This window comes from Haloarcula quadrata, from assembly GCF_003634715.1.
In the GTDB taxonomy this organism is placed as follows: domain Archaea; phylum Halobacteriota; class Halobacteria; order Halobacteriales; family Haloarculaceae; genus Haloarcula; species Haloarcula marismortui.
On sequence record NZ_RBWW01000001.1, the window covers coordinates 407166 to 432691 of the forward strand.

General features: G+C 64.8%; 22 protein-coding genes. 12 read left to right on the forward strand and 10 right to left on the reverse strand.

Annotated elements, in window-relative coordinates; all coding sequences use genetic code 11:
• Window positions 1-16: 16 nt before the first annotated feature.
• Genes BDK61_RS02125 through BDK61_RS02135 form a run of 3 tightly spaced genes read right to left on the reverse strand, consistent with a single transcriptional unit; the run spans window position 17 to window position 3303 of the window.
• On the reverse strand, window positions 17-616 hold the full coding sequence (locus tag BDK61_RS02125) for a diacylglycerol/polyprenol kinase family protein (protein WP_007189566.1): 600 nt from the start codon (window positions 614-616) through the stop codon (window positions 17-19).
• On the reverse strand, window positions 617-2461 hold the full coding sequence (gene glyS / locus BDK61_RS02130) for a glycine--tRNA ligase (RefSeq protein WP_121302172.1): 1845 nt from the start codon (window positions 2459-2461) through the stop codon (window positions 617-619).
• Window positions 2458-3303 (reverse strand): CBS domain-containing protein, encoded by an 846-nt coding sequence (locus BDK61_RS02135; protein ID WP_004959928.1) that lies wholly within the window; start codon window positions 3301-3303, stop codon window positions 2458-2460. The genes glyS and BDK61_RS02135 overlap by 4 nt, the downstream gene beginning before the upstream one ends.
• Window positions 3304-3676: 373 nt before the next feature.
• Between BDK61_RS02135 and BDK61_RS23225 the strand changes: the two genes are divergently transcribed.
• Window positions 3677-3844, forward strand: a complete 168-nt coding sequence (locus BDK61_RS23225) for a DUF7556 family protein (protein WP_004959925.1) — start codon at window positions 3677-3679, stop codon at window positions 3842-3844.
• A 145-nt stretch (window positions 3845-3989) separates the two neighbouring features.
• Window positions 3990-5576, forward strand: a complete 1587-nt coding sequence (gene serA, locus BDK61_RS02140) for a phosphoglycerate dehydrogenase (RefSeq protein WP_004959922.1) — start codon at window positions 3990-3992, stop codon at window positions 5574-5576.
• Between the two features lie 32 nt (window positions 5577-5608).
• Here the strand turns inward: serA and BDK61_RS02145 are convergent, their stop codons facing one another.
• From BDK61_RS02145 to BDK61_RS02175, 7 genes are all read right to left on the reverse strand, one after another.
• Window positions 5609-5824 carry a hypothetical protein gene (locus tag BDK61_RS02145; RefSeq protein ID WP_004959918.1) on the reverse strand — a complete coding sequence of 72 codons (216 nt, stop codon included), beginning with the start codon at window positions 5822-5824 and terminating at the stop codon, window positions 5609-5611.
• 57 nt (window positions 5825-5881) lie between these two features.
• Complete coding sequence (locus tag BDK61_RS02150; protein ID WP_121302173.1) at window positions 5882-6928, reverse strand: PAS domain-containing sensor histidine kinase; 1047 nt, start codon at window positions 6926-6928, stop codon at window positions 5882-5884.
• Complete coding sequence (locus tag BDK61_RS02155; RefSeq protein ID WP_121302174.1) at window positions 6921-8987, reverse strand: hybrid sensor histidine kinase/response regulator; 2067 nt, start codon at window positions 8985-8987, stop codon at window positions 6921-6923. The genes BDK61_RS02150 and BDK61_RS02155 overlap by 8 nt, the downstream gene beginning before the upstream one ends.
• A 168-nt stretch (window positions 8988-9155) precedes the next feature.
• Window positions 9156-13343: a DNA-directed DNA polymerase II large subunit gene (locus tag BDK61_RS02160; protein ID WP_121302175.1), complete on the reverse strand. Its 4188-nt coding sequence runs from the start codon at window positions 13341-13343 to the stop codon at window positions 9156-9158.
• 1 nt (window position 13344) lies between these two features.
• Window positions 13345-13767 (reverse strand): PPC domain-containing DNA-binding protein, encoded by a 423-nt coding sequence (locus BDK61_RS02165; protein ID WP_004959905.1) that lies wholly within the window; start codon window positions 13765-13767, stop codon window positions 13345-13347.
• Between the two features lie 189 nt (window positions 13768-13956).
• Window positions 13957-14466, reverse strand: coding sequence for a 2'-5' RNA ligase family protein (locus BDK61_RS02170; RefSeq protein ID WP_004959903.1), 510 nt, complete (start codon window positions 14464-14466; stop codon window positions 13957-13959).
• Window positions 14467-14506: 40 nt separating this feature from the next.
• Complete coding sequence (locus BDK61_RS02175; protein WP_007189558.1) at window positions 14507-14695, reverse strand: DUF7554 family protein; 189 nt, start codon at window positions 14693-14695, stop codon at window positions 14507-14509.
• A gap of 158 nt (window positions 14696-14853) precedes the next feature.
• Here BDK61_RS02175 and BDK61_RS02180 point away from each other — a divergent pair, with 158 nt between their 5' ends.
• The 10 genes from BDK61_RS02180 (at window position 14854) to BDK61_RS02225 (ending at window position 25525) form a co-directional block, all read left to right on the forward strand.
• Complete coding sequence (locus tag BDK61_RS02180; protein ID WP_121302176.1) at window positions 14854-15948, forward strand: helix-turn-helix transcriptional regulator; 1095 nt, start codon at window positions 14854-14856, stop codon at window positions 15946-15948.
• Between the two features lie 137 nt (window positions 15949-16085).
• Window positions 16086-16871 carry a hypothetical protein gene (locus BDK61_RS02185; RefSeq protein WP_208644653.1) on the forward strand — a complete coding sequence of 262 codons (786 nt, stop codon included), beginning with the start codon at window positions 16086-16088 and terminating at the stop codon, window positions 16869-16871.
• 397 nt (window positions 16872-17268) lie between these two features.
• Window positions 17269-18531 (forward strand): argininosuccinate synthase, encoded by a 1263-nt coding sequence (locus tag BDK61_RS02190; protein WP_121302177.1) that lies wholly within the window; start codon window positions 17269-17271, stop codon window positions 18529-18531.
• Window positions 18532-18535: 4 nt separating this feature from the next.
• Window positions 18536-20035, forward strand: a complete 1500-nt coding sequence (gene argH / locus BDK61_RS02195) for an argininosuccinate lyase (protein WP_121302178.1) — start codon at window positions 18536-18538, stop codon at window positions 20033-20035.
• A 165-nt stretch (window positions 20036-20200) separates the two neighbouring features.
• Window positions 20201-20365, forward strand: a complete 165-nt coding sequence (gene lysW, locus BDK61_RS02200) for a lysine biosynthesis protein LysW (RefSeq protein WP_004959888.1) — start codon at window positions 20201-20203, stop codon at window positions 20363-20365.
• Window positions 20366-20449: 84 nt separating this feature from the next.
• A complete protein-coding gene (locus BDK61_RS02205; protein ID WP_004959885.1) occupies window positions 20450-21430 on the forward strand; it encodes a RimK family alpha-L-glutamate ligase in 981 nt (326 codons plus the stop codon).
• Complete coding sequence (gene argC / locus BDK61_RS02210) at window positions 21427-22464, forward strand: N-acetyl-gamma-glutamyl-phosphate reductase (protein WP_121302179.1); 1038 nt, start codon at window positions 21427-21429, stop codon at window positions 22462-22464. Before BDK61_RS02205 ends, argC begins: the two co-directional genes overlap by 4 nt.
• An 18-nt stretch (window positions 22465-22482) precedes the next feature.
• Window positions 22483-23343 (forward strand): acetylglutamate/acetylaminoadipate kinase, encoded by an 861-nt coding sequence (locus BDK61_RS02215; RefSeq protein WP_004959879.1) that lies wholly within the window; start codon window positions 22483-22485, stop codon window positions 23341-23343.
• On the forward strand, window positions 23340-24467 hold the full coding sequence (locus tag BDK61_RS02220; protein WP_004959876.1) for an aspartate aminotransferase family protein: 1128 nt from the start codon (window positions 23340-23342) through the stop codon (window positions 24465-24467). Before BDK61_RS02215 ends, BDK61_RS02220 begins: the two co-directional genes overlap by 4 nt.
• Entirely contained in the window at window positions 24464-25525 is a 1062-nt protein-coding gene (locus tag BDK61_RS02225; protein ID WP_004959874.1) for a [LysW]-lysine hydrolase, read from the forward strand. Before BDK61_RS02220 ends, BDK61_RS02225 begins: the two co-directional genes overlap by 4 nt.
• Window position 25526: the final 1 nt, after the last annotated feature.

The window sequence follows — 25526 nt, forward strand, 5'->3', positions numbered from 1 at the left end:
AAGTGAACGAACGGGCTCAGAGCCCGATTCCGGGCAGGTACTGGACGCCGACCCACATGGCCAGTGCGCCAAGCACCGGAATCGAGAAGTTGTCGTCGACGACGTAGCCGGCGATGCGGGGCTTGACGCCGTCGGCGAACGTCGCCGCGACGCCACCAAGGATGGCGGCGGCGGGGGGAACGAACGGCGCGGCGAGCAGCGTGCAGACGCCGAACATCACCAGCAGGACCCAGGCCTGTTTGATGTTGCTGGCATCGCTGGAACCCAGCAGCCCGCTGATGGGGTCGCCGACGGCAAGCATCAGCATCGCCGGGACGGCAATCGTCTCGGTCATACCCGGGAGTTCGACGGCGAAGGCGACGATGGCTATCCCGACGATGTACAGCGCGTAGCCGGCGGGGTTGTCCTGCTCGTACTCGCGGGTGAGTCGGTCGTACACGACCCAGTCCAGTCCGGTCGTCAGCCGCACCGCCTCGAGCACACACACGACGACCAGCGCCACAGTCAGGAATCCCTGGACGACGCGCCACGTAATCAGGTCCGGCCGGAGCAGATGCGCAAGCGGGACCGCCGCGCCGGTGACGTGGACGAGCCGCCGGGAGACCTCGTCGGCCATCTACAGGTCGTCGAAGGTGCGGTCGCCGGTGCTGAGCTGTTCGAGCGTCTCCGCCAGCCCGTCGATGGGGAGCCGTTTCTGCTCGGTCGTGTCGCGCTCGCGTACTGTGACCGTTCCCGCTCGCGGCTCATCGCCGTCTTCTCGCGGGCTCTGCCCGCTCGAACGGTTCGCGGAACGAGGTTCCGCGCTGCTCGCGCTGTCCGAGGCGCGTTGCGCCTCGCTATCGTCCTCCAGGCTCTCGTAGTCCACCGTCACGCAGTAGGGCGTCCCGACCTCGTCCTGCCGGCGGTAGCGCCGGCCGATAGCCCCGGAGTCGTCGTAGGTGACCGAGAGGCCGGCGGCCCGGAGGTCGTCGGCGATGTCGGTCGCGAGGTCGTCCATTCCGTCCTTGTCCATCAGCGGGAAGACGCCGACCGTCGTCGGGGCCTGCTCCGGCGGGAGGCCGAGGTAGGTGCGCTCCTCGCCGTCGACCTCGTCGGTCTCGTAGGAATGTGCGAGGACGGTGTAAATAATCCGGCCCACGCCGAAAGAGGGTTCGACAACGTGTGGGCGGATGTGCTCGCCGTTCTCGGTGACCTCGTCGACGCTGAAGTTCGTCTTGTCAACGGGGACAGTGTGGGACTTGCCGTCAACCTCGACGGTAACCTCGTCGTCGTCGAAAGCGTCCGGATTCCGCTCGGCCAGTGCTTCGAGCGCGTCGGCGACCGCGCCGGCCGACCCGCCGAACTCCGGCCCGAGGTAGCTCATGTCGGGGTCGACGGTGGCGCGGTCGACGGTAATCGGCTCGTCGTACTGCTTGAATACCGTGTAGTCCTCGCCGGAATGTTTGGCGTGTTTCGAGAGGTCGTAGTCGCCCCGATAGGCGAAACCGGTGATCTCGATCCAGTCGCCATCAACCTCGCTCTCGGCGTCCCAGCAGTCTGAGGCGTAGTGGGCGCGTTCGCCCGCGAGGTGCTGGCGGTACCGGAAGCGGTCCATGTCGACGCCGATGCGCTCGTACCACTCTTTGGAGACGCCGAGGTAGTAGGCGACCCACTCGCTCTCGACGATATCCTCGTCGACGGCCTCGCGGACCGTGAGTTCGCGCTGGCCGCCGTCATCGGTCTGTTGTTCGGCGGCGGCGTACAGTGGGAGCACCACGTCCTCAACCTCGGCCAGCGGCGGTTCGTCTTCCTCGGGGTCGACGAAGTGCTCCAGTTCGGCCTGTGTGAACTCCCGGACGCGGACGAGCGATTTTCGCGGGGAAATCTCGTTGCGGTAGGCCTTCCCGATCTGTGCGACGCCGAAGGGAAGCTGATTCCGGGCGTACTCGGAGAGTTGCGGAAACTCGACGAAGATGCCCTGTGCAGTCTCCGGGCGGAGATAGCCCGGCGACGACGACCCTGGCCCGATGTTGGTCTCGAACATCAGGTTGAAGTTGTCGACCGGCTGGTCGGCCAGGGACGTGTGACAGGAGGGACATTCGATCCCGTGCTCGGCGATGAGGTCCATCACTTCCTCGTTGGGGAGCGATTCGGCCTCTTCGATGTCCGTATTATCCTCAACGAGGTGGTCCGCGCGGTGGGTCGCACCGCACTCGCCACATTCGACGATCATGTCGTCGAAGCCGTCGAGGTGGCCCGACGCCTCGAAGACGGGCTCGGGCATCACGTCGGGGGCGGAGATCTCTTGGTGGCCTTCCTTGACGACGTAGCGGTCCCGCCAGGCGTCCTCGATGTTCGATTTCAGGGCAGCGCCCTGTGGCCCGTAGGTCCAGAAGCCCGCCGCGCCGCCGTAGGCGCTCGAAGAGGGGAAGTAGAAGCCGCGACGCTTGGCCAGCTCGGTGAGGCGTTCGCCTTCGCTCATAGGCCTCGCAGCAGGTCGATATCCCGTACGATGCCGGTGAGTTCGTCACCAGACAGCAGCGGGATCTGCTCGATATCGTGTTCGATCATCAGCTGTGCCGCCTCCTCAGCGGTGCGGCGCTTGTTCACCGTCACGACATCGGCGGTCATGAACTCGTGGACGGGTTCAGCCGGAAGTTCGACGTTACGAGTGGGCATGTACCGTCCGCCAACGGCTTTGATGCCTTCCCAGGCCCAGTCGTCGTCCTGATTGGCGATGGAGTCGCCGGTGTCGTCCTCACCCTCGACGACGCGGGCGACCGCGATGATGTCGACCTCGGTGAGCATCCCCGACATGTCGCCATCGTCGCCGAGCACGACGCCGTATGGGACGTTCGCGTGGGAGAGCTCCCGTTCGGCGACGGTCAGTGGCGTCCCCTCGTACACGCAGTTGATGTCGCGGTTGGCGAGTTCGTCGACGACCTTGTCGCCGTCAACGTTGCCGTTGGCGATGGACCGAATCACGTCGGTCACTGTGATGATACCTTTGAGCTCGCCGTCGACGATGGGGAGGCGGCGCTCGCCGTCTTCGACCATCACCTGTGCGGCAGCCTCGATAGATGTGTCCCCACTGATCGCCGGGACTTCCTCGACAAGCAGGGCCAGCTGGTCCTCGTCGGGGCTCTCGATGAGTGCATCGCGTGAAATAATCCCTCTGAACTCCTCGCCGTCGTCGGTCTCCTTGATAACCGGGACCGACGAGAAAGCCTGCTCCTGGAGGTACTCCAGTGCGTCATCACGGGTCCCAGGGATGGTGACCGTGACGACCTCCGAGCGTGGCGTCATAGCGTCTGCGACGTTCATACTGCCAGAACTTCCTTCCCGCATCTACTAAGTCCTTAACATCCGTCCGTTTTCGGCATCCGGGTAGCACGCCGGGCGGCCATCGGCTATCGCCGACGACCGCGCAGACGCCATCTCGGAAACCCAAGGACTGCACCGCCCCGAAAACAACTACGTCTTCTGTCATATTGAAATTCCGAATCTGGGTATGAATAGAACTGCGGAGACAGACTCTAATGGTTGAGATGTAAGGCCCTGTCCGTATTGGGCCACGAACCATCTCGTCCCAGTACTGACAGGATACGAACTATTGTCAGACAGTTGGCTCTGGATCATACTCCTGCCCTCTATGGGTTTCGCTAAGTTTTTATATGGTTGTTACATATTGTCATGCATGGAGTCGGATACTGTCGCTCCGGTTGAGATGGTCGCGGACGGAGACATCATGGCGTCCGTCGAAGAGGGTCCAACGGACCAGTTTATCCTCGCTGACGTGACCCGAGACGACGCCTATCTCACAACCCCGCTCGCAGACGCTGCCTCGCTCCCGGCCTGGCGATAGGTGTTGTCTGTCGGTTCGTTTTTTCAGTGGCTCTGCCCGAGACGGTACTGCGTTAGCGGCGTTGCTGCTCCCCACCGAGTCCCTGTACGCATTTGCGCGGACGGAGAAAACAAGCGTTATGCCGCCCCAGTAAGTTCGATTCGGTATGAAGGTACTCGTTACGGACCCTATCGCTGACGCCGGTCTCACGCGACTCCGTGAGGCGGGCCACGATGTCGAAACAGCCTACGAGGTCGAGGGCGACGCACTCCTCGATGCGGTGGCCGACGCGAACGCGCTCATCGTCCGCTCGGGCACCGAAGTCACTGAAGAAGTGTTTGCGGCCGCGCCCGACCTCATCATCGTCGGCCGGGCCGGCATCGGCGTGGACAACATCGACATCGACGCCGCCACCGATCACGGCGTCATCGTTGCTAACGCCCCCGAAGGCAACGTCCGCGCCGCTGCAGAACACTCTGTCGCAATGGCGTTTGCCACTGCCCGGTCCATCCCACAGGCCCACGACCGCCTGAAAAGCGGCGAATGGGCCAAAGGCGAGTTCCTCGGCACGGAAGTCAACAACAAGACGCTCGGCGTCGTCGGCTTCGGCCGCGTCGGCCAGCAGGTCGCCAAACGGCTGGGCGGCCTCGGCATGGATATCGTCACGTTCGACCCCTACATCAGTCAGGAGCGCGCCGATCAGTTCGGCGCGGAACTGGTCGATGATCTTGAGGACTGCCTCGCCAAGTCCGACTTCATCACGATCCACACGCCACTGACCCCCGAGACCGAGAACATGATCGGCGAGGACGAACTCGCCCTGCTCGACGGCGGCTACGTCGTCAACTGTGCCCGCGGCGGCATCATCGACGAGCCGGCCCTTGCCGAAGCCGTTGAGGACGGCGTTCTGAAAGGCGCTGCACTGGACGTGTTCGGCGAGGAACCGCTGCCAGACGACAGCCCCCTCCTCGATGTCGATGACATCATTGTCACGCCCCATCTGGGCGCGTCGACGGAGGCCGCACAGGAGAACGTCGCCACCTCCACGGCCGACCAGATTATCGCTGCGGCCAACGGCCAGCCCGTTGCCAACGCTCTGAACGCGCCGTCGCTGGACGAGGCGACGTTCAAACAGGTCGGACCGTACCTCGACCTCGCCGACACTGCCGGTCGCATCGCGGTCCAGCTGTTCGGCGGCCACATGTCCGAAGTGCAGGTCACCTACGCCGGCGACATCGCCGAGGAAGACGTAGAGTACGTCACCGCCAGCGCGCTGAAGGGTGTGTTCGCGCCCTCGGACCTGCAAGTCAACGCCGTCAACGCCCCGCAGATAGCCAAGGACCGTGGCATCGACGTGACTGAGTCCAAAACCCGAACCTCCGAAGACTACCAGAGCCTCATCACCGTCACCGTCTCCGACGGCGAGGAGTCCGTCTCCGTCTGTGGGACCCAGTTCGGCGGCGAGGAGCCCCGCATCGTCCGTATCGACGACCACCGCATCGAGGCCGTCCCCCACGGGCACATGCTGGTCGTCCGCAACCGCGACGAGCCGGGCACCATCGGGTTCATTGGCACGGTGCTCGGTGAAGCCGACATCAACATCGCCGGGATGTTCAACGGCCGCGAGACCATCGGCGGGGAGGCCCTGTCCGTCTACAACCTCGACGAACAGCCGCCACAGGACATCATCGAGCGACTCAACGACGATAGCCGCATCATCGAAACGACCTACGTCGAACTCGGCGACGAGTAACACAGCGGAATTTTCTGACAGCCAGTTCCGGGTTATTCCCCGTGGAGAAGGCGCTCGTACCGGTCGACGACGGCCTGCCGATGTTCGCGTTCCTGTTCGAGCGCGGTTTCCAGCGTGGCCACCTGTGAGCGCAACAGCGCGATCTGTATCTGATAGATCGTACTGGGTGTCTGTCGGGGCGACGGTAACGGGGTCCCCGACCGGTCCCCGGAGTCGAACGACGGCGCTGAATCGCGGGACGAGGCCATACCCGAGACAGGAACGCCACGGGCAAAAACACCCGTCGGACGGCTGTCACGCGCTCGTCAGTCGCCCTGAGAGGTCCGGCGTCGGTCGTTGTCGCCGACACCGAACTCCGCAGCGAGCGGAATCTGGAGCGTGAGCGTCGTTCGCCCGTCGTGCCTGTCGTAGGCGAGTTCTCCGCCGTGACAGTCCAGTATCCACTTCGTCAGCCACAGCCCCAGTCCGGTGCTGTGTCTGAGCTGCGTTATCGGCCTGTCGCCGAACAACACCGCCCGCTCGTGTTCGGGCAATCCCGGGCCGTTGTCGCTGACTTCGACCACCGCCACCGTCCGCTCGCACCGCACCGTGACTGACAGCTCCGGCTCTCCGTCGGTGTGTTTGATTCCGTTTTCCACGAGCTGTGTCAGCGCTATTTCAAGCCGGTCGTCGACGGCGACGGTCACCGTCTCGGAGTCCTCGACAGCGAGGTCAACTGTCGCGGCGTCGTACCGGTCGAGGACTGACTGCACGCTCTCGACGAGGTCGGTCCGTGACGCCGTCGTCGCGGCCGCGCCCATCACGTACTCTATCTTCCCGGCCATCTCGCTCAGTTCGGCCAGTTCGCTTGCCGCCGTCGCCATCAGGGATGCCTGCGCCCCGAGGTCGCCCGACAGCTCCGCCGCCAGCGTCTCTGTCCCGTCGAGCAGCGGCACGAGCTTGTTCCTGAGGTTGTGCCGTAGCACACGGTGGAGCACCTGATGGTGTTGCTCTCGCCGTTGTCTCTCGGTCAGGTCGGTGTATATCGTCAGCGCTCGGTTCGCTGTCGTCGGAACGACCCGACAGGACAACTGCCGGGGGCCCTCGACTGTCTGTCCCGTGACGGTGCCCTGCTGTGGGTGGGGGTCGCCTGGCGCTCCGTCGGACGCTTTCCAGCCGTCCCGTTCGATTCCCAGGACGTGCTCGGTCAGTGGTTCCCCGCGTATCTGCTCGCTGTCGACACCGAACAGTTCGACGAACGCCGGATTTACCGCCCGGATTATCGGCTTGTCGTCGATGAACTTGACCTCGGCGACAGCATCGTCGGTGTGCTCGAACAGCGCCCTGAAGCGCGTGGCATCCGGCTCACTCATCCCTGTACTGGGTGGCGGCGACGAACTCAAAGCGGGCACCGCCGGTCCCGCTTTCGGTTACGGACACGTCCCAGTCGTGTGCGCTCGCGATTTCCTCGACGATTGTCAGGCCGAGCCCCGTCCCGTCGGCACTCGTCGTGTAGCCGTTGTCGAAGATGCTGTTTCGCTCCTTCTCCGGGATGCCGACCCCGTCGTCGGCGACGTAAAACCCGCTGTCGAGTGGTCCGACCCGGATGGTCGACGCCTGCCCGTGTGTGACGGCGTTGCGAAACAGGTTTTCGAAGAGGTGTTTGAGGCGGGCGTCGTCCCCGGAAACAACGAGGCTGTCCGCCTCGACGACCAGTTCCGTGTCACAGGAACTCACGTGGGTCCAACAGGAACGCGCGACCGCACCGAGGTCGACCGGTGACGGGTCTTCGACGCGGTTCCCCTGCCGTGTCAGCGTCAACACGCCCTCGATGACTTCTTCCATCCGCTCGTGGGCCTGCCGCAGCCGGTCGACCCCGGCAGTGCTGTCATCGAGCTGGCTCAGCGTCCCCTTGGCGACCTGTAGCGGGTTCCGAAGGTCGTGTGAAACGGTGCTTGCGAACTGTTCGAGCCGGTCGTTCTCCCGCTGTAGCTCCCGCTCTTTTTGCAGGCGTTGCAGGGCGACTTCCGCGTTGCTCGCAATAATTTGGACGAGGTTCAGGTCCGTCTCATCGAACGCATCCGGGTCCGTCTGTCCCACGCTGATGATGCCGTACTCGCTGATTGGGACGTACAGCCACGAGACGACCGGATCAAGCGCTGTGCCGCCGTCGTGGTCACGGATATCCGTGTAGACGCTTGCCTGCTGTTCCTCGAAGGCTTCGCCGGGGAACCCCTCGCCGACGTCGTATGTCGGCCGCTCCGCTAGCAACTCCTCGGCCTTGTCGTTGACGTGCACAGGCTGGAGTTGCCCGTCCCGATGGACGCGGATCACGTTGATGCGGAACTCCAGAATCGATTCGATGGCCGAGCCGACTTCGGCGGCAACCGTCGACGGGCTGTCAGCGCCGAGCAGGTCCCGTGTCGCCTCGTGTAGCGCCTCTATTTTCTCCTCACGCTGCCGCTTTTGGGTGATATCCGTGTTGATAGCGACGTAGCCGCGCGGCTCGCCGCCGCGTGGAAGCGGCGCAATCGTCTGCTCGATGACGTAGCGCTCACCGTCAGGGCGCTCGTTCACCAGTTCACCCCGCCAGACATCGCCAGCATCGATGGTGTCCCACAGGCGCTCGTAGAAGGCGTCGTCGTGTTCACCCGAATTGAGGACCCGCGGCGTGTGACCGATAACCTCCGATTCGGCGTACCCGGTCAGCTCCTCGAACGCCGGATTGACGTACTCGATAACCCCGTCTCGGTCGGTGAACACGACGGCATGGCCAGCGCTCTCGACTGCCTCCCGGAACTTCCAGGGACTGATATCCACGCTTTCCAGACGGCTCCCGCCGGTCTCTCCGCCGTCGGCCCGCGGTGCCTGCCGCTCGTCAGTAGCGCCCCGTATCAGGTCGAGGTGGGTAGAGAGGATATCGGCGTCAATCCGCTCAATCTCACACAGAACCTCCGGCCTTGCGAGTTCGCGGAGTCGCCGACGTGCGTCGTGGACCGCCCGACTCTGTTCGAGTTCGCTGCCTGAATGGGCCGAATCAAGCACGTGTACTTTTCGCGTCAGTGATATCGCCTCCCGGAGGTCACCGTCCGAGAGCCCCATCGCCCGCTCGACTGCCTGCCCGAGCGCCGCCCCGTCGACCGGTTTCCGAAGGTAATCGGTACACGGGAGCGACAGGAGTTCCGGCGTCGGCTCCGCCCCGGTCACGACGAGCACGCAGTACGACCCACCGATGTCTCGTACCGTCTGTTTCAGTTCTGGAAACGCCATCCCCGGCCGTCCGTGGTCGTAGACGACGACCTCCGACCGAGCAAACGAGGGGGCGATGTCGTCCACTGTCTCGGCCAGTGTGTAGCTGTATGCTGGGTTGAGGCCCCTTTCATACACCTGACGGTCGACTGAATCGTCGATGACCAGCACGTCTCGGTCCATCTCTTGCCTCGCCTTCTATCAGGATTCATCATATATCCCGCTCGGATTGCACGGAGCTGAGAACGCGGTTCGAATTTAAATGCCACCCCGAACGCGGACGCGCCCGCTGACACACGCCGCCCGATGGGCGGACCCGGTCGGGCGTCCCGAAGGCGGTCCCGGGACGGCTCACATGAAGTCCGCGATACCTGACTGCTTGTTGTGGTCGTTCTCGAACACCGACTCGATTTTCCGTTCCAGTATCTTGAGCCGCTGTTTCGTGTAGTCGCGGGCACCGAACTCGTCGGCGACGCGGATGGCTGTGTCGATGTACTTGTTGACCGACCCCTCGTGGACGGTGAGGTTGACGCGGCCGCCACACTCCCGGCAGTCGCCGGTCAGGGGCGCACGGCGGAACGACTCCCCGCAGTCGAGACACCGGACCTCCTGTCTGGAGAAGGCCCGGAGGTTGCCGATGAGGTCCGGCAGGAAGTGGTACTCGATGATTCGTTCGGCCACATCGCTCTCGACGACGGCCCGCAGCTTCCGGGAAATCTCCAGCTGGGCGTCCATCTTGTCCTCCATCGAGCCGAGCGTCTTGTACGCCGAGAGGTCCGGCCCGGCAGCGATGTTCGCCGTGTCGTGCGTATGCCGGAACTCGGTGTACTCGCGGTCGGTCCCCAGCGTCTCCTCGGCGATTTTCATCACGTCCTCGACCTCGGTCGGGTCTTTCATCTCGCGGGTTGCCTCGTAGAACTCCCTGGGATAGGCGTCCATGATGTCCATGTTGTGGGCCTCGTCGTCGATTTCGCTGGGGTCGATACGCGAGGACATCACCAAGGGTGCGTCCATCTGGCCGCCACGCTGGTTCGGGAGGTACGACTTCGAGAAGTTCAGCAGGCCGTCCATCAGGAGCATCACGCAGTCCTCATCGCCGTCGCACTGGCCGACGTAGGTCCCTTCGACGGCAACCCGGTGCGTGTCAGCGACTGTGAGACAGTAGACGTGGTCGACATCGCTTTCGACGTACTCGACAGCCTCGACGGTGTCTGTCGGGGCTGCGCCGTCGGTAGCCGCCGTCGAGGCCTCGCCGCGTGCCGTCATCGTCGTCGTCTCGCCGCCGTCGTAGGCAGGGAGGTCGTCGCCGGCGGCTAAATCGCTGGCCGGGACCTCCTCGATTCCATCGGGACCGGCCCGGAGCATCGTGTGGTCGGGCGTGACACGGAGCGTCCGGTCGCCGACGGTTACTTCCACGAGGTGGTCCGGCGCGGGGTGTTTCGAGACGGCGTCGACGGGCTGGCGACAGGGACCGTTCTCGCCCAGCGACGACACGGTGAGGTCGCCGTCTAACTCCTGCACGAGCGTTCCGAAGTCGTCCTCTTGGGGGTCGTCCAGTCGACTTTCGACCAGTTCCTCGATGGTGCCGTATTCCCAGTCGTCGTTCTCGTCCTCGTACCACAGCCGGGTGTCCGGATGGAAGCAGTTCCGTCGCTTGGCGGCGTGGAAGTACGGGTGCGCGTAGCCGACGGCGGCGGAGGTGAAGCCGACCACACGGCCGACCGTCGCCGCGCTGGTGTGGGGGGCCATTCCGAACACGAGTTCGCCGACGAGGTCTTCGCGGTCGTCGAACTCGTAGAACCGCTCCAGCCCATAGTACTGTTCCAAGAGGTCGTCGACGAACCGGGCGGTCTGGAGCATGTGCTCGGCCGCGCCGTCCGAGAGGACGATATCCTGGACCTTTAGCTCGACCAGCTGGTCCTCGTGGGTCAGCGGGTCGCCGTGGATGTCCTCTGTGTAGCCCAGTCCCCGGAGTCGCTCGGCAGAGACATCCAGTTCTGAGGCTCGGACCGCCGTCACCGGCAAGTCGGTCATATCGTAGCGGACGGTGCCGTCTTTGAACGCCGAGACGTCGTGTTTTGCCCGGAGGATTCCCTTCTCCATCGGTTCCGGGACTTTCTCCTCGGAGGTGAGTCCTTTGACTGCTTTCAGTTGTTCGAAGGCCGTTTCGCGCTCACCGACATTCTGCAGGGCGTCCCGATACGCTTCCTGCAGGTCGAGCACTTTGTACTGGGTCGGTGAGGCGAGTGTCTCACAGCGCCCACACTCCGCGCGGCCGGACTCGTCGCGCTCGACCTCGGCTTCACAGTCGGGACAGACGTACACTGGCTCGGTGGTTCCGCTGCATTCGGCACAGTTCGCCTGGTGGGTCTCGGTCCCGCAGTCAGGACAGCGCCGCCGGGCTACTTCGACTTCGACCTGGCCGGGCGTATCGCTCATGTCGTCGGCGTGTTTCGTCGCCTTGGCCACGTCTCGCTGTGCCCCGCCGGCCTCGCCGATGGGGCTGAGCGTGTGGACGGCCGGCGAGAGGTCCCGCCGCTCGGATTTCTCGGGGCGACCCATTCGGTTGCCGATGCGGGTCGGGGCGCGCTCCCGAACCTGAAATGGCGCAACCTCGTTTATCGCCTTGATGGCGTTCTGGCCGTCTTCGCGCTCGGCATCCTCGGCAACGCCGATAGCGTCGAGCGACTCACTCTCGCCGTAGGTTCGCGCGTGCTCGGAGAGGTCTTCTCGCGTCCAGTCCCGCTCCAGCGACCGGGAGAACCCAAGCGTCCGCACCAGCGGCACCCAGTCGGTGACCGTAATCGTGTCCTCGTCCTGCGTGTGCCCGATGAGAAGGCGTTCGAGCGTCTGTTGGACGGCATCGCTCCGTGGCAGGACGAGCGCGCCGTCGTCGCTGTGCGCATCGCCTGCTGTGCCGTCCATCTCCGGGTCGGCGTACGCACCGTCGGCCTGTGCGACCTGTGCGTCCTCGACGGCGTCGGCGAGCGCACACACCTGTTCGATGCTCACGTCGTGCCAGAGGTAGGTGTATTTCGGGTGCAGCGGGGCGTCGTAGTCGGTCGCCCACTCGATGGCTTCCTCGGCGCTCGGGTCGGCGAGGTCGATGTGGGGCGAGTCCTGCATCGCCTGCACGTCCGCGCCGGCGGCCGCGAGGTCTTGCTCCCACCACTCGACGGTGTAGGAGGCCGGCGCGAGCGGATGGTTGTTCTCGACGAACTCGCCGTAGTTGACCAGATACTCACCAAGGTCGAGTATCTTCTCGACGCCGTTGCGGACTGCCAGTGCCTCCTCGGCGTCGTCGATGCGGCGCACGTCGCCATTAGCCAGACGTACGGTCGGCCCCTCGATGGTGTCGACCGGCACGACGCCGGCGGCTTTCCCCGGCCGCTCGGTCTTGATCTGAGTCCCCGTCGCGAGGAAGTCGTCGACGAGGTGCATCGTTGCCGGGTGGACGCCGGCGGTCGCAAAGCCGTGGTTGCGTGACCGGCCGTAGCGAAGCCGGAACCCGCCCGCTTTCGACGGGTGGGAAAACACCGGGCGGCCGGCGATGAGGTCCCGGAGGTATTTGTCGGCGGGTTCGACCCGCGGCGGTCCCGCCTGCTCGTCAGCCTCGTCCCCGCCGTCGTCGTCCGCGCCGTCGCCACCGTCGTCGTCGTTCGCGTCTTCTGCGCCGTCCCCCTCGTCGGCTTCGTCCTTGCCGATGGTCCCGTCGATGAGGTCCTGCAGCCACGGCCAGTCGACCTCGTCTAGGTTCCGGGTGTAGCGCTGTATCTTCGGCGCTTTCAGCGCAATCCCTTCGGCCAGTACCAGACACATCCCGCCACGCGGGGAGTTCGAGTCGACGCGTTCGAGGTCCCGATAGCCCGACACCTCCTCGTCGCCGGTCGCCTCGCCGTCGAGCATGATGGGCATGTGCTCGGCGATGAACTTCGTCTCCTTTTCTTTTGGCGAGTACTGGAGGCCGGTGTCCTTGTCGTAGAGGTCGATCTCTTCGGCGTAGCGGCCGATCTCGTCGTCGCGGGCCTTGTACTGGTCGATGCCAAGCAGTGCGCGGGCGTAGTCGGCGACTAGCACCGAGAGCGCCTGTGCAGTTCCGCCGGCCGACCGAATCGGGCCGGCGTAGTAGACGTTGATGAACTCCGTGCCGTCGTCGTTTTCCAGCAGTTCCACGCGGTCGATACCCTCGATTGGGGCGGCAACGACACCCTCGGTCAGCAGGGCAACAGCAGTCCGGACCGCACCCTCGACTTTCCCCTCGCGGCTGTCGTAGTCGCCGACAGTCCCCTCGACGAAGTCCTCGACCAGTTCCAGTGCGGCTTCTTCGCGGGACATCTGTCCTTCCAGTTCCCGCACTCGCTCGGCAACGCCGTCGATGCCGAGGATGTTCTCGACCCGGTCGGCCATGTCACGGGCGGTCGGAATCTCGACTTCGGGCTTTGGGTCGCCACCGCGCTCTTTGGCCCGCTCGGCGACGTCGAAGGCGGCTTCGAGCTGGGTTTCGAGCGTTTCGAAGTACTGTTCGTCGGCCTCCCGCATCTTAGATATTCCAGAGGTCCAGGTCGGTCGGCTCGTCGTGCTCCCGCTGGAGTTCCGTATCGAACCCGCGGACGTACAGTTCACCCGCCCAGACGGTGCCGGCGTTCAGATGGCCGGCGACCGCCTCGCCGTCGGGCCGCGAGAGGACGGCGTGTGTATGGGCGAACCGCTCCCCGTCGAGATGCGAGATATTGCCCATACAGGCGGCGACCTCAAGCGGTTCGTCGAAGGTCAGCGAGTCGTACTCGGTCCGGTCCTGGTCGTAGAACATGAGTTCCGCGTCCTGCACTGCCCCAAGCCCGTAAAAAAAGCCGGCGTCGATGCCCTGTTCGTCCGCGAAGGCCTCGATCTGCGCGCGCCAGTCCCCACCGTGCTCCAGTCGGCAGACGAACTCGGACGTACTGTCGACTTCGCGGTAATCCATATCTGTAGTGGATGGTAGGCCGCTCCAAAAGCATTGCTTTCGGTCCAACCGTTTATATCCGAAGCCGAGACCACGGCCGCTGTGACGTAACCATAGCCCGGCGCGAATAGCAGTTGTGCGGCACCACCGCGCCGGAACCGACGCGTGCCGCCTGTTCGCCACTGTGCCGGGACAGACAACTGAGCAGCGCTACGCCGGCAACGACACCCGGCTGACCGGCTGGTTTCGGTCGGCGTCATAAAAGGCGAGTTCGTCGACGGTCCACCGAATCGGTTCGATGTCTCGCTTGACCAGCCGTGCGGCCGCGTCCAAGTCCCCGCCGCGGGCGACGGTCACGTGCGGGACGTACGCGTCGCCTTCCATTTCGTCGACCGGGTCGACCCGCTCGCAGAGCCGCTCGTGCAAGGCGACCAGTCCGGGGCTCTCGACGGCGAGATACACCACCGGCGATGGCCCGGTCACGGCTGTTTCGAACTGCTCGACGCCTGCAATCTTCGCCTCGAACGCCGGTTGGCCGCGAAGCGCCTCCCGACCCTGTGCTTCCAGTCGAGCGTAGGCCGCATGGTCGCCACCGCCCAGCCGCTTGGCGACCAGCGTGTGCTCGCCCCGGCCTCGTCGCTGTGCGAGCGGCAGGTCCGCCGCAAGGTCGGCCGCCAGCGACGTGACTGCTGACGGGAGCGGGACGTTGATGCTGTACACAGTGAGCGGGTCGCTTGCTGTCGGGAAAAAGAGCGCGGTCCTACAGCCGGTCAAGCAGCCACAGGACGATGAGGACGACCAGAACCACGCCGAGTATCGGCTGGAGCGGCCCCAGAAGCCAGCCTAACAGTCCCAGAACCCCACCGATAATTTCGAGCACCAACCAGACGACAATGAGGACGAGGACAATCTTCAGCAGGGTGTCCACGTCGAGTTTCGCTCTGTCCATGCTCGACAGGACTCCCTCACGGGGCAAACCCCTTGTGGCCACAGCGGCCGGTGATTCAGGCCCCGGCAGCGATGCGACCTGAGCTGTAAGGCCGCAGCGTATCAGTTCACACAATCGGCAATAAACGATATACCTGCTGAGAAGGTAGCCGCGGTAGGATGGGCCGGAGCGCTGGAACGCTGGTAGTCGTATTCGTCGCAGTAGCACTGCTTGTACCGACAGCGACCGGGGCCGGTTTCGGTAGCCTCGGCCAGCAGTCTGTCGATGCAGACGTGGTCGTGATGACCGCTGACGTGGGACCAGATGGGGCCGCCGACTGGACGGTCGCCTACCGCATCCGGTTAGACGACGACAACGCCACGCAGGCCTTCGAGGACCTGCGAGCGGATATCCAGGCAAACCCTGCAGCGTACACGGACCGCTTCGAGAGCCGGATGCAACGCACTGCCGGGGCCGCGGAGAACGCGACCGGCCGCGAGATGGCTATCGAGAACGTCACTGTAAGCGCGCGCGAAGACACGTTCGGCCAGACGTACGGCGTTATTACCTACCGGTTCCAGTGGACAAACTTCGCCGGCGTCTCCGGTGACCGCCTCGAAATCGGCGACGCGCTCTCGGGGCTGTTTCTGGACAGCGAGACCTCACTGACTGTCCGCTGGCCGGCAGGCTATCAGGCCGACTCCGTCGCGCCACAGGCCGACGAACGGAAGAACGACTCTGTCACCTGGCGGGGCCAACAGACGTTCGGGGAATCGGAGCCACGAGTGGTTGTCACTTCGGGGGACAGCGCTGGCGGTGACAGCGGGTCGAACGGCCTCCTCGTCGGCGGACTCCTCGCGCTGGTCGGCATCGCCGCCGGAGCGTATGCCCTTCGACGGTACGGTGTCCTTGGCGGCGGTGAGTTGGCCGAACCACCGGCGTCGATGGTCGAATCTGACGATTCAAACACGGAGGCCCCCGCCGGCACGGACGCCGACGCTGGCGCACCGCCGGCCGAACTCCTGAGCAACGAGGAGCAGGTCCTGCAACTGCTCGACTCGAACGGCGGGCGGCTCAAACAACAGCAGGTGGCCGGCGAACTCGACTGGACCGACGCCAAGACGAGTCAGGTCATTGGCGGCTTGCGCGACGAGGACAAGGTCGAAACGTTCCGCATCGGCCGGGAGAACGTGGTGACACTGCCGGACACTGACGTGACTGGTGGCAACGGCGGCGAGGGCGACGGAACCGACAGCGACGGCGAAACACAGTAATAAAGACACCGACCGTTCACCGGAACCTGTCAGCTGGTTCGAGCGCAGTATTGCGGTTTTAATCCGGCTTAATCGGCGCTAACCCGGCATCACTGACGCCTATTTATAGGGTCTTGGGTGGACAAGTACTGGATAGAATGAGACGAGCCACCCCGGTATTGCTGGCGTTGCTGCTCGTGGTGAGCACGCTCGCCGCAGTGCCCGCCGCAACGATGGCACAGGAAACCGAAGCGGTGACCGAACAGGCCAACGAGAACTCGACGGCCCCCGGCGCACAGCTGGCAGGCGTCGTCAGCGTGCAGGAAGCTGAACTGGACGGCGAGGTCCAGTCACGGACCTTCGGGGTCCGCATCGCACAGGCGAACACTGACGATGCGAAGGCGTCTGTCGTCGCCGAGCAGGTGAACGACTCCGAGGCCCGACTTGACGAACTCCAACAGCGAAAGCAAGCGCTGGAGCAAGCCCGCGAGAACGGCTCGATGAGTGAGGGCGAGTACCGGGCGAAGGCCGCCCAGCTCCACGCGGAGACGAGGAACGTTCAGCGACTGGCTACCGAGACGAACGAAACCGCCAGTCAGCTCCCCACTGAAGTGCTAGAAAAGAAGGGAATCAATGCGACAGCGATCAAGGCCCTCTCACAGCGCGCGAGCGAACTGAGCGGACCGGAAGTCGCCGCTATCGCACAGGGTATCGCCGGCCCGAACGTCGGGCAGCAGGCTCGACCTGAGGTTGCCGGTGACCGCGGCAGTGATGCGGCGAACCGAACCGAAGTGGGTGACCGCTCGGGGGCCGGGCCGGAGCGGACCCCGGCGGGTGAACGGACGGACGTTGCCGACGCTACGCCAGCCAACGAGACGGCCACCAATGGCGAGGAAACCGAGTCGCCGGGTGGCGGGTCCGACACTGTCGATGCTGGCCAATAGCTAGACCGAAGACGAATACACCGTTTAACGCTCGTCACACGCCAGTCTGTTGTCGATGCTGGTCGCTATGGGCGACGCGGTGACTGCTGATGTCCGGTGTTTGTTGTCTATACACACGCCACTGTGAACACGGAAACTATTAGTACCCGAGTCACACAGCAGAAAGTACATGATGCGGACCCCTCTCTCCACGATGCTCGCTGCGGACAGCGAGGGGTCCCTCCGTTTCTCCCCACGACGACGACCGGGCCGTTTCTAGGCCCACTACTACTTACTCTTCAATTGACAGGTTCACTTCGTCGCTAGACGCCGTCGTCGTCGGTTCGATGGGATACTCGATCCATTGTTTGATCGAGAAACCGACAGGCACACCACGGAACCAATCCAGAACACATCCATGCCAGAAGGAAACGGAACCGTCGCGCTCGCCTTCTCGGGCGGGCTCGACACGACAGTTTGCGTATCGCTGCTGAAAGAAGAGTATGGCTACGACGAGGTCATCGGCGTTACCGTCGACGTTGGCCAGCCCGACTACGAGTTCGAGGAGGCGGAGGAGACCGCCGAGGCGCTGGGCGTTGAACAGCACGTCGTCGACGCCACCGAGGAGTTCGCAGACCTCTGTATGGAAGCCGTCAAGGCTAACGCTGACTACCAGGGCTACCCGCTTGGGACCGCTCTCGCGCGCCCGGTCATCGCCAAAGCCATTCTCTCAGTCGCCGAAGAGGAGGGCTGTTCGGCCGTCGCACACGGCTGTACCGGCAAGGGCAACGACCAACTCCGCTTCGAGTCCGTCTGGCGCGACTCCGACCTCGATGTCATCGCACCGGTCCGTGAACTCGGACTGACCCGCGAATGGGAAAACGAGTACGCCGCCGAGAAGGGCCTGCCCGTCGAGGGTGGCGACGGCGGTCGCTACTCGATCGACACGAACCTCTGGAGCCGCTCCATCGAGGGCTCCGAACTCGAAGACCCGAGCACTATTCCAGCCGACGACATCTACAAGTGGACGGACAACCCCTCAGACAAGGATGCCGAACTCGTCGAGGTCGAATTTGAAGACGGCGTTCCCGTTGCCGTTGACGGCGAGGAACTCGGCGGGGTCGAACTCATCGAACAACTCAACGAGCAGGCGGGTGCCCACGGTATCGGTCGCACGGACATGATGGAGGACCGCATGCTCGGGCTGAAAGTCCGCGAGAACTACGAGCACCCCGCGGCCACCGTCTTGCTGACGGCCCACGAGGCGCTTGAGGGGCTCGTCCTTACACAAGAAGAACGCCAGTTCAAGGCTCAGGTCGATCAGGAGTGGTCCCAGAAGGCCTATCAGGGCCTCGTCGATGCGCCGCTGACGGGCGCACTCGAAGCGTTCATCGACGACACCAACGAGCGCGTCACTGGCACTGTGACGGTGAAACTCGAAGGCGGCCACTGCCGCCCGGTCTCGCGCGAGTCCGACTACGCCGTCTACAGCGAGTCGGCGGCCTCGTTCAACGAGGAGGATGTCTCCGGCGGTATCACCCAGCAGGACGCGACCGGCGTCGCGAAGTACCACGGCTTCCAGTCCCGCCTCGCGAACAAGATTCTGGACGATGCGAAAAAAGGGGCAGCCGTAACGGACGGCAGCGGCGACCACGCCGCGAGCGAGGACACGGAGGAGTAAGCGAATGAGCGACGGCGAGGACCACGAGACGGCAAACGCCGACGACCACGACGAGACGGTCGTCCGCCGTGACCGCTTCGCGGGCGGGCCCGCCCGGTCGTTCCTCTCCTCGCTGTCAGACGACGAGCGCATCTTCGCGGCCGACCTGGCCGTCGACCGCGCCCACGTCGTGATGCTGGCCGAACGGGAGATCATCGACCGCGAGACGGCCGGCGACGTGCTGGCCGCGCTGGCGGACGTGGAGGACGCAGGCCATGACGCGCTACCCGACGGCGAGGACGTACACGAGGCGATAGAGAGCGCCGTCATCGAGCGCGTTGGCCCGGACGGCGGGAAGATGCACACTGCCCGTTCGCGCAACGACGAGGTGGCGGCCTGCATCCGCTACCGCCTGCGTGAGGACATTTTGGACCTCATTGAGACCGTCGTCGGTGCCCGCGAGCAACTCATCGAGGTCGCTCGCGCCGAGGACGGGACGGTGATGCCCGGCTACACGCATCTCCAGCCCGCCCAGCCGACGACGGTCGCTCACTGGGTGCTCTCCTACGAACAGGCGCTCCAGCGCGACACCGGGCGCCTGCTGGATGCCTACGAGCGCGTCAACCAGAACCCCCTCGGGTCGGCCGCCTTCGCGGGGACGCCCTTCGACGTGGACCGCGAGCGCACCGCGGCACTGCTCGGGTTCGACTCGGTGGCGGAGAACTCGATGGATGCCTCGGCGACGCGCGACTTCCTCGTCGAGACGACCAGCGCCGTGGCAACGCTGGCGACGACCCTGTCGGGGCTGGCCGAGGACGTGGTCGTGATGGCGAGCAAGGGTCACGTCGCCCTCGACGACGACTACGCCTCGACGTCGTCGATTATGCCCCAGAAAAAGAACCCCGACACACTGGAACTGGTCCGTGGACGCACGGGCGACGCCGTCGGCGGGCTGAACGGCCTGCTGACTAACCTGAAGGGCCAGCCTCGCGCGTACAACCGCGACCTGCAGCGCGCCGGTCGCCACGCTTGGGACGCCATCGACAGCGTCACCGAGAGCGTGGCAGTCGCCGCGGGCGCGGTCGCAACCGCTGACTGGCCTGCCGAGACGCTCGAAGCCGCAGCCACTGATGGCTTTGCGACGGCGACTGGCGTGGCGGACTTGCTGGCGATGGCCGGTGTCCCGTTCCGCACGGCCCACGAGGTCGTTGCCGAGGCCGCCGCCGGCCTGGGGTCCGAGGAAGACGCGCCCGACTACGAGGCACTGTCGGCTGTCGCCGAGGACGTGCTGGGCGAGCCTCTGTCAGCCTACGTCGACCGCGACGCGCTGGAGGACGCACTTGACCCAGCGGAAAGTGTCGCGATGCGGGACTCTCGCGGTGGCCCGGCCCCCGACGCCGTCGCCGAGCAGGTGTCGGTAGCCGAAGACGCACTCGCCGCCGACAGCGAGGCACTGACTGGCCGCTGGCAAGCGGTTTCACAGGCGGCTGACCGCCGCCAGACGGAGGTGGACCGATATGTCTGACCGACCACCGTCCCCTCGCGGGACAATTATACCATACTTCTGATACACGATTCGGAAACGTGGCGGATTTGGAGCTTTGATACGATTAGAGGGCAGTATATTTTGTTAAACTATTCTGATATGTTCGAAGGCTTTAAGTGGATCCCTGTCACAGGATGAACTACAATGGCAGAATGCATCGAGTGTGGGGCGGACGTGTCCCTGCACGACAACCTCGAAGTCGGAGAGATCGTTGACTGTGCCACCTGCGGTGCCGAACTGGAAGTCGTTGGCGCCGACCCTGTCGAGCTCGACAGCGCACCCGAGCTCGAAGAGGACTGGGGTGAGTGAGGTGTTCGCGGTGGCGCGGCGCTCGGCGCCGTACGTGACCGTGGCGCTCGACGCTGCGAGCCGCGAACCCACGGAGGACTCAGTATGAAAGTCGGACTCCTCTACTCGCGCATCCGCCGGGACGAGAAGCTGCTCCTGTCGGAACTGCGCGAGCGCGACCACGAGATCGAGAAAATAGACGTTCGCAAACAGCAGTTCAATATCCACGAGGCCCCCGAGGCCTTCGAGGATCTGGACATCGTCGTCGACCGCTGTCTGGCGACCAGTCGTAGCGTGTACGCGACGAAGTTCGCGGAGGCCTACGGCGTGCCGGTCGTCAACGGTCCCGAGGTCGCCGACACCTGTGCGGACAAGGTCAACAACAGCCTCGCGTTAGAGGCCGCGGGCGTGCCGACGCCCAACACCGACGTGGCGTTCACGAAGGACGCCGCGCTGGAATCCATCGAGAAGTTCGGCTACCCCTGCGTCCTCAAACCCGTTGTCGGCTCGTGGGGTCGCCTGATGGCGAAGATCGACTCCCGCTCGGCCGCTGAGGCTATCCTCGAACACAAGGAGACACTTGGCCACTACGAGCACAAGATCTTCTACGTACAGGAGTTCGTGGAAAAGCCCGGCCGCGACATGCGCGTGCTGGCTGTCGACGGCGAGCCCATCGCGGCGATGGTCCGCTCCTCGGACCACTGGCTCACCAACGCTGCCAAGGGCGCTGAGACCAACGAGTTCGAACTCGACGACCGCGCACTGGAACTAGTCGAGAAGGCTTCCGACGCGGTCGGGGGCGGGCTGCTCGGTATCGACCTGATGGAGGTGGGGGTGTCCCAAAGCGACACCCAAGACGCGAGCGGCGAGAGCGAGGCGCAGCGCGCCTCGAATGCGAACGGCGACAGCCGTGAGCAAGGCGAGCCGCGAGCGCGTGAGTTCGAGGACTACACGGTCCACGAGGTCAACCACACTGTCGAATTCAAGGCCTTGAACGAGGTCACCGACGTGGACGTACCCGCGAAGGTTGTCGACTGGCTCGAACAGAAGGCGGCGACCGAGACCGACGCCGAGGTGACAGCATGACGTACACGGCAAGCGTCGTCGGCGGCTCCGGCTTCACCGGCGGGGAACTGCTTCGCCTGCTTGACGGCCATCCCGAGTTCGAACTGGCCCAGGCGACCAGCCGCTCGAAGGAGAACAAGACTATCGGGCACTCGCACCCGAACCTTCGGCACTCGGACCTACGCTTTAGTTCGCCGGAAGATCTGGAGTCGGTCGACGTGCTGTTCGCTGCGACGCCCCACGGCGTCTCGATGGAGCAGATAGACGCGTTTCAGGAGGCCGCCGGCACAGTCGTCGACCTCTCGGCGGACTTCCGCCTCGAGAGCGAGGCCCAGTACGACGAGTGGTACGACGGGCACACACGCCCGGAACTGCTTGACCAGAGCGAGTACGCGCTGCCGGAACTCAACCGCGACAACCTCGAAGGCGCGGACCTCATCGCCTCCGGCGGCTGCAACGCCACGGCGACGATTCTGGGCCTGCTCCCGCTGTTCGAGGCCGACATCCTCTCCGGCGACGAGCAGGTCGTCGTCGACGTGAAGGTCGGGTCAAGCGAGGGCGGAGCCGGCGGCGGCGAGGCCTCCAGCCACCCCGAGCGCTCGGGCGTCGTCCGTCCGTACGCGCCGACGGGCCACCGCCACGAGGCCGAGATCCAGCAGTTCCTCGGCATCGACGTGTCCTTCACCGTGCATGCGGTGGACATGATTCGCGGCGCGAGCGCGACCTGTCACGTCTTCCCCGAGGGTCCGGTCTCGAAGGGCGACCTCTGGGGAGCCTACCGCGGCGAGTACGAGGACGAACCGTTCGTCGAACTCGTCGCCGGCGGCGGTGGCGTCTACCGCTACCCCGAACCCAAGTCGGTCGCGGGGACGAACCGCGCCGAGGTCGGCTTCGAACTCGACCCCGGCAACAAACGACTGGTCGTGTTCTCGGCCATCGACAACATGATGAAAGGGTCGGCGGGCCAGGCGGTCCACGCGGCCAACGTCGCCCTCGGCATCGAAGAGACGGCGGGGCTGGAGTTTCAGGGGCTCCACCCCGTCGGCGCACCGTAACCCCTGACCTGAGTTTTTATGACAGTCGTTATCAAAGTCGGTGGCGCTCGCGCGGTCGACCCTGCGGGGGCGCTTGCGGACGTGGCATCGTTAGTGGCCGATGGTGAGCAGGTCGTCGTGGTACACGGCGGCTCCACCAAAGTCGACGAGACGCTCGAACGGCTCGGCGTCGAGCCTGAATACGTCGAGACACCGTCGGGCGTCGTCGGCCGGTTCACCGACGAGACCACGATGGAGGTGTTCGAGATGGCCTTCGGGCATCTGAACACCCAGCTCGTCGCCGGCCTCCAGAGCGAGGGCGTCGATGCGGTCGGGCTCACCGGCGTCGACGGCAAACTGCTCTACGGACCGCGGAAGTCCGCAGTGCGGGTCGTCGAGGACGGGAAGAAGAAGATTCGCCGCGGCGACCACTCGGGCACGATCAAGCAGGTCAACGGTGACCTGCTGGAGACCTTGCTCGGCGATGGGTACACGCCGGTGGCTGGGCCACCCATGGCGGGAGACGATGACGGTGAGGTAATTCCAGTGAATACCGACGCCGATCGCTCGGCGGCGGCCATCGCCGGCGAACTCGATGCGCAGTTGGTGCTCCTCACTGATGTCGAGGGCGTTTACGCGGACCCCGATGACCCGTCGACGCTCATCGAATCGGTCGAGACGGCAAGCGACTGGGACGCTCTTGAAGACGCTGCAGAGGGATTCATGGGCCGGAAAATCATGGCCGCCGAGGAGGCGCTCGACGGCGGCGCATCGGAGGTCGTGGTGGCAGACGCCAACGCCGAGTCACCGATTCTCTCGGCGCTTGACGGCGGCGGAACCCACGTTCACGCGAGCGCACTCGAACAGGACACAGACCAGACAGCGACGGAGGAACAATGAGCGGATTCGTTTTCAACGAGAAACCTATCCAGATCGAACGTGGCGACGGTGCCTACGTCTACGACGACAGCGGCACAGAGTATCTAGACATGGGCGCATCCTACGCCTGTGTCCCGCTGGGCCACAAGCACCCGGCGGTCCACAGCGCCGTCAGCGAACAGCTAGAGAAGATAACGTACGTTCAGGCGTCCTATCCGAACGCCGAACGGACGGCGCTGTACGACCTGCTCGCCAAGACCGCACCGGACCCGATTGACAAGACCTGGCTCTGTAACTCCGGGACCGAGGCCAACGAGGCCGCGCTGAAGTTCGCCCGGTCGGCGACGGGGAACTCCAAAATCGTCGCGACGATGCAGGGCTTTCACGGCCGGACGATGGGCGCGCTGGCGACCACGTGGAAAAACAAGTACAAGAAACCCTACGAGCCGCTCATCGGCGATGTTGAGTTCGTCCCCTACGACGACAGCGAGGCGCTTGAGGAGGCCGTCGACGAGGACACCGCCGCGTTCATCGTCGAACCTGTTCAGGGCGAAGGCGGTATCAATCCTACCTCGGACGGCTACCTCGAAGACGCACGGGAGATTACCGAAGACGCCGGGGCAGCACTCATCTTCGATGAGGTCCAGACCGGGATGGGACGGACCGGTGCGCTGTGGAACTCCCAGCGCGCCGCCGTCGCGCCGGACATGATAACCGCGGCGAAGGGCCTCGGAAATGGTCTCCCTATCGGCGCGACGCTGTGCCGGGACTGGATCGCCGAGGACTACGGCTCCCATGCCTCGACGTTCTCCGGCGGGCCGGTCATCTCGGCGGCTGCCGGCGCAACAGTCTCGACCATCATCGAGGACTCGGTGCCCGGCAACGCCGCCGTTATCGGCGATTACCTCCTGACTGAACTGGAGGCAGCTATCGGTGACGACGTGCGGGACATCCGCGGCGAGGGGCTGATGATCGGCGTTGAGGTCGGCCGCGGCGCGAACGCGGCGCTGAAAAAGCTTGCATTGAACCATCAGGTGCTCGCGCTGCCGGCCGGCCGCACGGTTATCCGCCTGCTCCCGCCCCTGACCATTGACAAGGACCACGCTGACGCCGTCGTTGATGCGATGGCGGAGGTGGTGGAATGAGCGAAGCCGCGAGCCGCGAGGCTGACACCGAGGCACGCGACCTGCTCGAAGCTGTCGTCCGCATCCCGTCTGTCTCGCGGAACGAGACGGAGGCGGCCGAACGGTTAGTCGAGTTCTTCGAGGCCCACGGCCGCGAGGCGTGGCTCGATGAAGTTGGCAACGTCCGCGCGCCCGCAGATGACGGCGTCTTGCTCACCTCTCACATCGACACCGTCCCGGGCGACATCCCGGTTCGCGTCGAGGAGGACGATGAGGGTGACGTGCTCTGGGGCCGCGGCAGCGTCGACGCGAAAGGGCCGCTGTGTGCGATGGCCGTCGCCGCCGTCCGCACCGGAGCCTCCTTCGTCGGCGTCGTCGGCGAGGAGGTCGATTCGAAAGGTGCTCGATTCCTCGTTGAGGACCGCGAGTCGGAACCCGGTGCCGTGATCAACGGCGAGCCCTCCGGCTGGGAGGGCATCACGCTTGGCTATCGCGGCCTGCTGGCCGGGACCTATGTCGCCACCAGCGAGTCCGGCCACTCCTCCCGCCCGGAGAACAACGCCATTCAGGACGCTATCGACTGGTGGTCGTCGGTCGACGACGAGTTCGCTACCGACGAGTGGCACCCCGTCTTCGAGCGCGTCACCTGCAAGCCAGTTGAGTTCAACGGCGGGACATCGAGCGACGGACTGAGCGTCGAAGCGACGATGGATGTCCAGCTTCGCGTCCCGCCGGAGTACAGCACCGGCGAAATCCGCGAAATCGCCGACGGGTTTCTGGAGAACGGCACGGTCAACTGGGACGACAAGGTCGAACCGGTGATGCAGAGCCCCCGAACTAGCGCCGCCCGGGCGTTCCGGGCCGCCATCCGGCAGCAGGGTGGCGAGCCCACGCTGCTTCGCAAGACTGGCACCAGCGACATGAACGTCTACGCGAAGACGTGGGACTGTCCGATGGTGACATACGGGCCTGGCGACTCGGACCTCGACCACGCACCGAACGAGCACCTCCCGCTCGACGAATACGACCGCTCCGTCGCGGTGCTCGAAACCGCGACCGAACGCCTGCTGGAGGACTGAG

Coding starts and splice junctions, on each gene's coding strand:
- BDK61_RS02125 (WP_007189566.1), bottom strand. CDS start 616: ATGGCCGACGAGGTCTCCCGGCGGCTCGTCCACGTCACCGGCGCGGCG.
- glyS (WP_121302172.1), bottom strand. CDS start 2,461: ATGAGCGAAGGCGAACGCCTCACCGAGCTGGCCAAGCGTCGCGGCTTC.
- BDK61_RS02135 (WP_004959928.1), bottom strand. CDS start 3,303: ATGAACGTCGCAGACGCTATGACGCCACGCTCGGAGGTCGTCACGGTC.
- BDK61_RS23225 (WP_004959925.1), top strand. CDS start 3,677: ATGGAGTCGGATACTGTCGCTCCGGTTGAGATGGTCGCGGACGGAGAC.
- serA (WP_004959922.1), top strand. CDS start 3,990: ATGAAGGTACTCGTTACGGACCCTATCGCTGACGCCGGTCTCACGCGA.
- BDK61_RS02145 (WP_004959918.1), bottom strand. CDS start 5,824: ATGGCCTCGTCCCGCGATTCAGCGCCGTCGTTCGACTCCGGGGACCGG.
- BDK61_RS02150 (WP_121302173.1), bottom strand. CDS start 6,928: ATGAGTGAGCCGGATGCCACGCGCTTCAGGGCGCTGTTCGAGCACACC.
- BDK61_RS02155 (WP_121302174.1), bottom strand. CDS start 8,987: ATGGACCGAGACGTGCTGGTCATCGACGATTCAGTCGACCGTCAGGTG.
- BDK61_RS02160 (WP_121302175.1), bottom strand. CDS start 13,343: ATGCGGGAGGCCGACGAACAGTACTTCGAAACGCTCGAAACCCAGCTC.
- BDK61_RS02165 (WP_004959905.1), bottom strand. CDS start 13,767: ATGGATTACCGCGAAGTCGACAGTACGTCCGAGTTCGTCTGCCGACTG.
- BDK61_RS02175 (WP_007189558.1), bottom strand. CDS start 14,695: ATGGACAGAGCGAAACTCGACGTGGACACCCTGCTGAAGATTGTCCTC.
- BDK61_RS02180 (WP_121302176.1), top strand. CDS start 14,854: ATGGGCCGGAGCGCTGGAACGCTGGTAGTCGTATTCGTCGCAGTAGCA.
- BDK61_RS02185 (WP_208644653.1), top strand. CDS start 16,086: ATGAGACGAGCCACCCCGGTATTGCTGGCGTTGCTGCTCGTGGTGAGC.
- BDK61_RS02190 (WP_121302177.1), top strand. CDS start 17,269: ATGCCAGAAGGAAACGGAACCGTCGCGCTCGCCTTCTCGGGCGGGCTC.
- argH (WP_121302178.1), top strand. CDS start 18,536: ATGAGCGACGGCGAGGACCACGAGACGGCAAACGCCGACGACCACGAC.
- lysW (WP_004959888.1), top strand. CDS start 20,201: ATGGCAGAATGCATCGAGTGTGGGGCGGACGTGTCCCTGCACGACAAC.
- BDK61_RS02205 (WP_004959885.1), top strand. CDS start 20,450: ATGAAAGTCGGACTCCTCTACTCGCGCATCCGCCGGGACGAGAAGCTG.
- argC (WP_121302179.1), top strand. CDS start 21,427: ATGACGTACACGGCAAGCGTCGTCGGCGGCTCCGGCTTCACCGGCGGG.
- BDK61_RS02215 (WP_004959879.1), top strand. CDS start 22,483: ATGACAGTCGTTATCAAAGTCGGTGGCGCTCGCGCGGTCGACCCTGCG.
- BDK61_RS02220 (WP_004959876.1), top strand. CDS start 23,340: ATGAGCGGATTCGTTTTCAACGAGAAACCTATCCAGATCGAACGTGGC.
- BDK61_RS02225 (WP_004959874.1), top strand. CDS start 24,464: ATGAGCGAAGCCGCGAGCCGCGAGGCTGACACCGAGGCACGCGACCTG.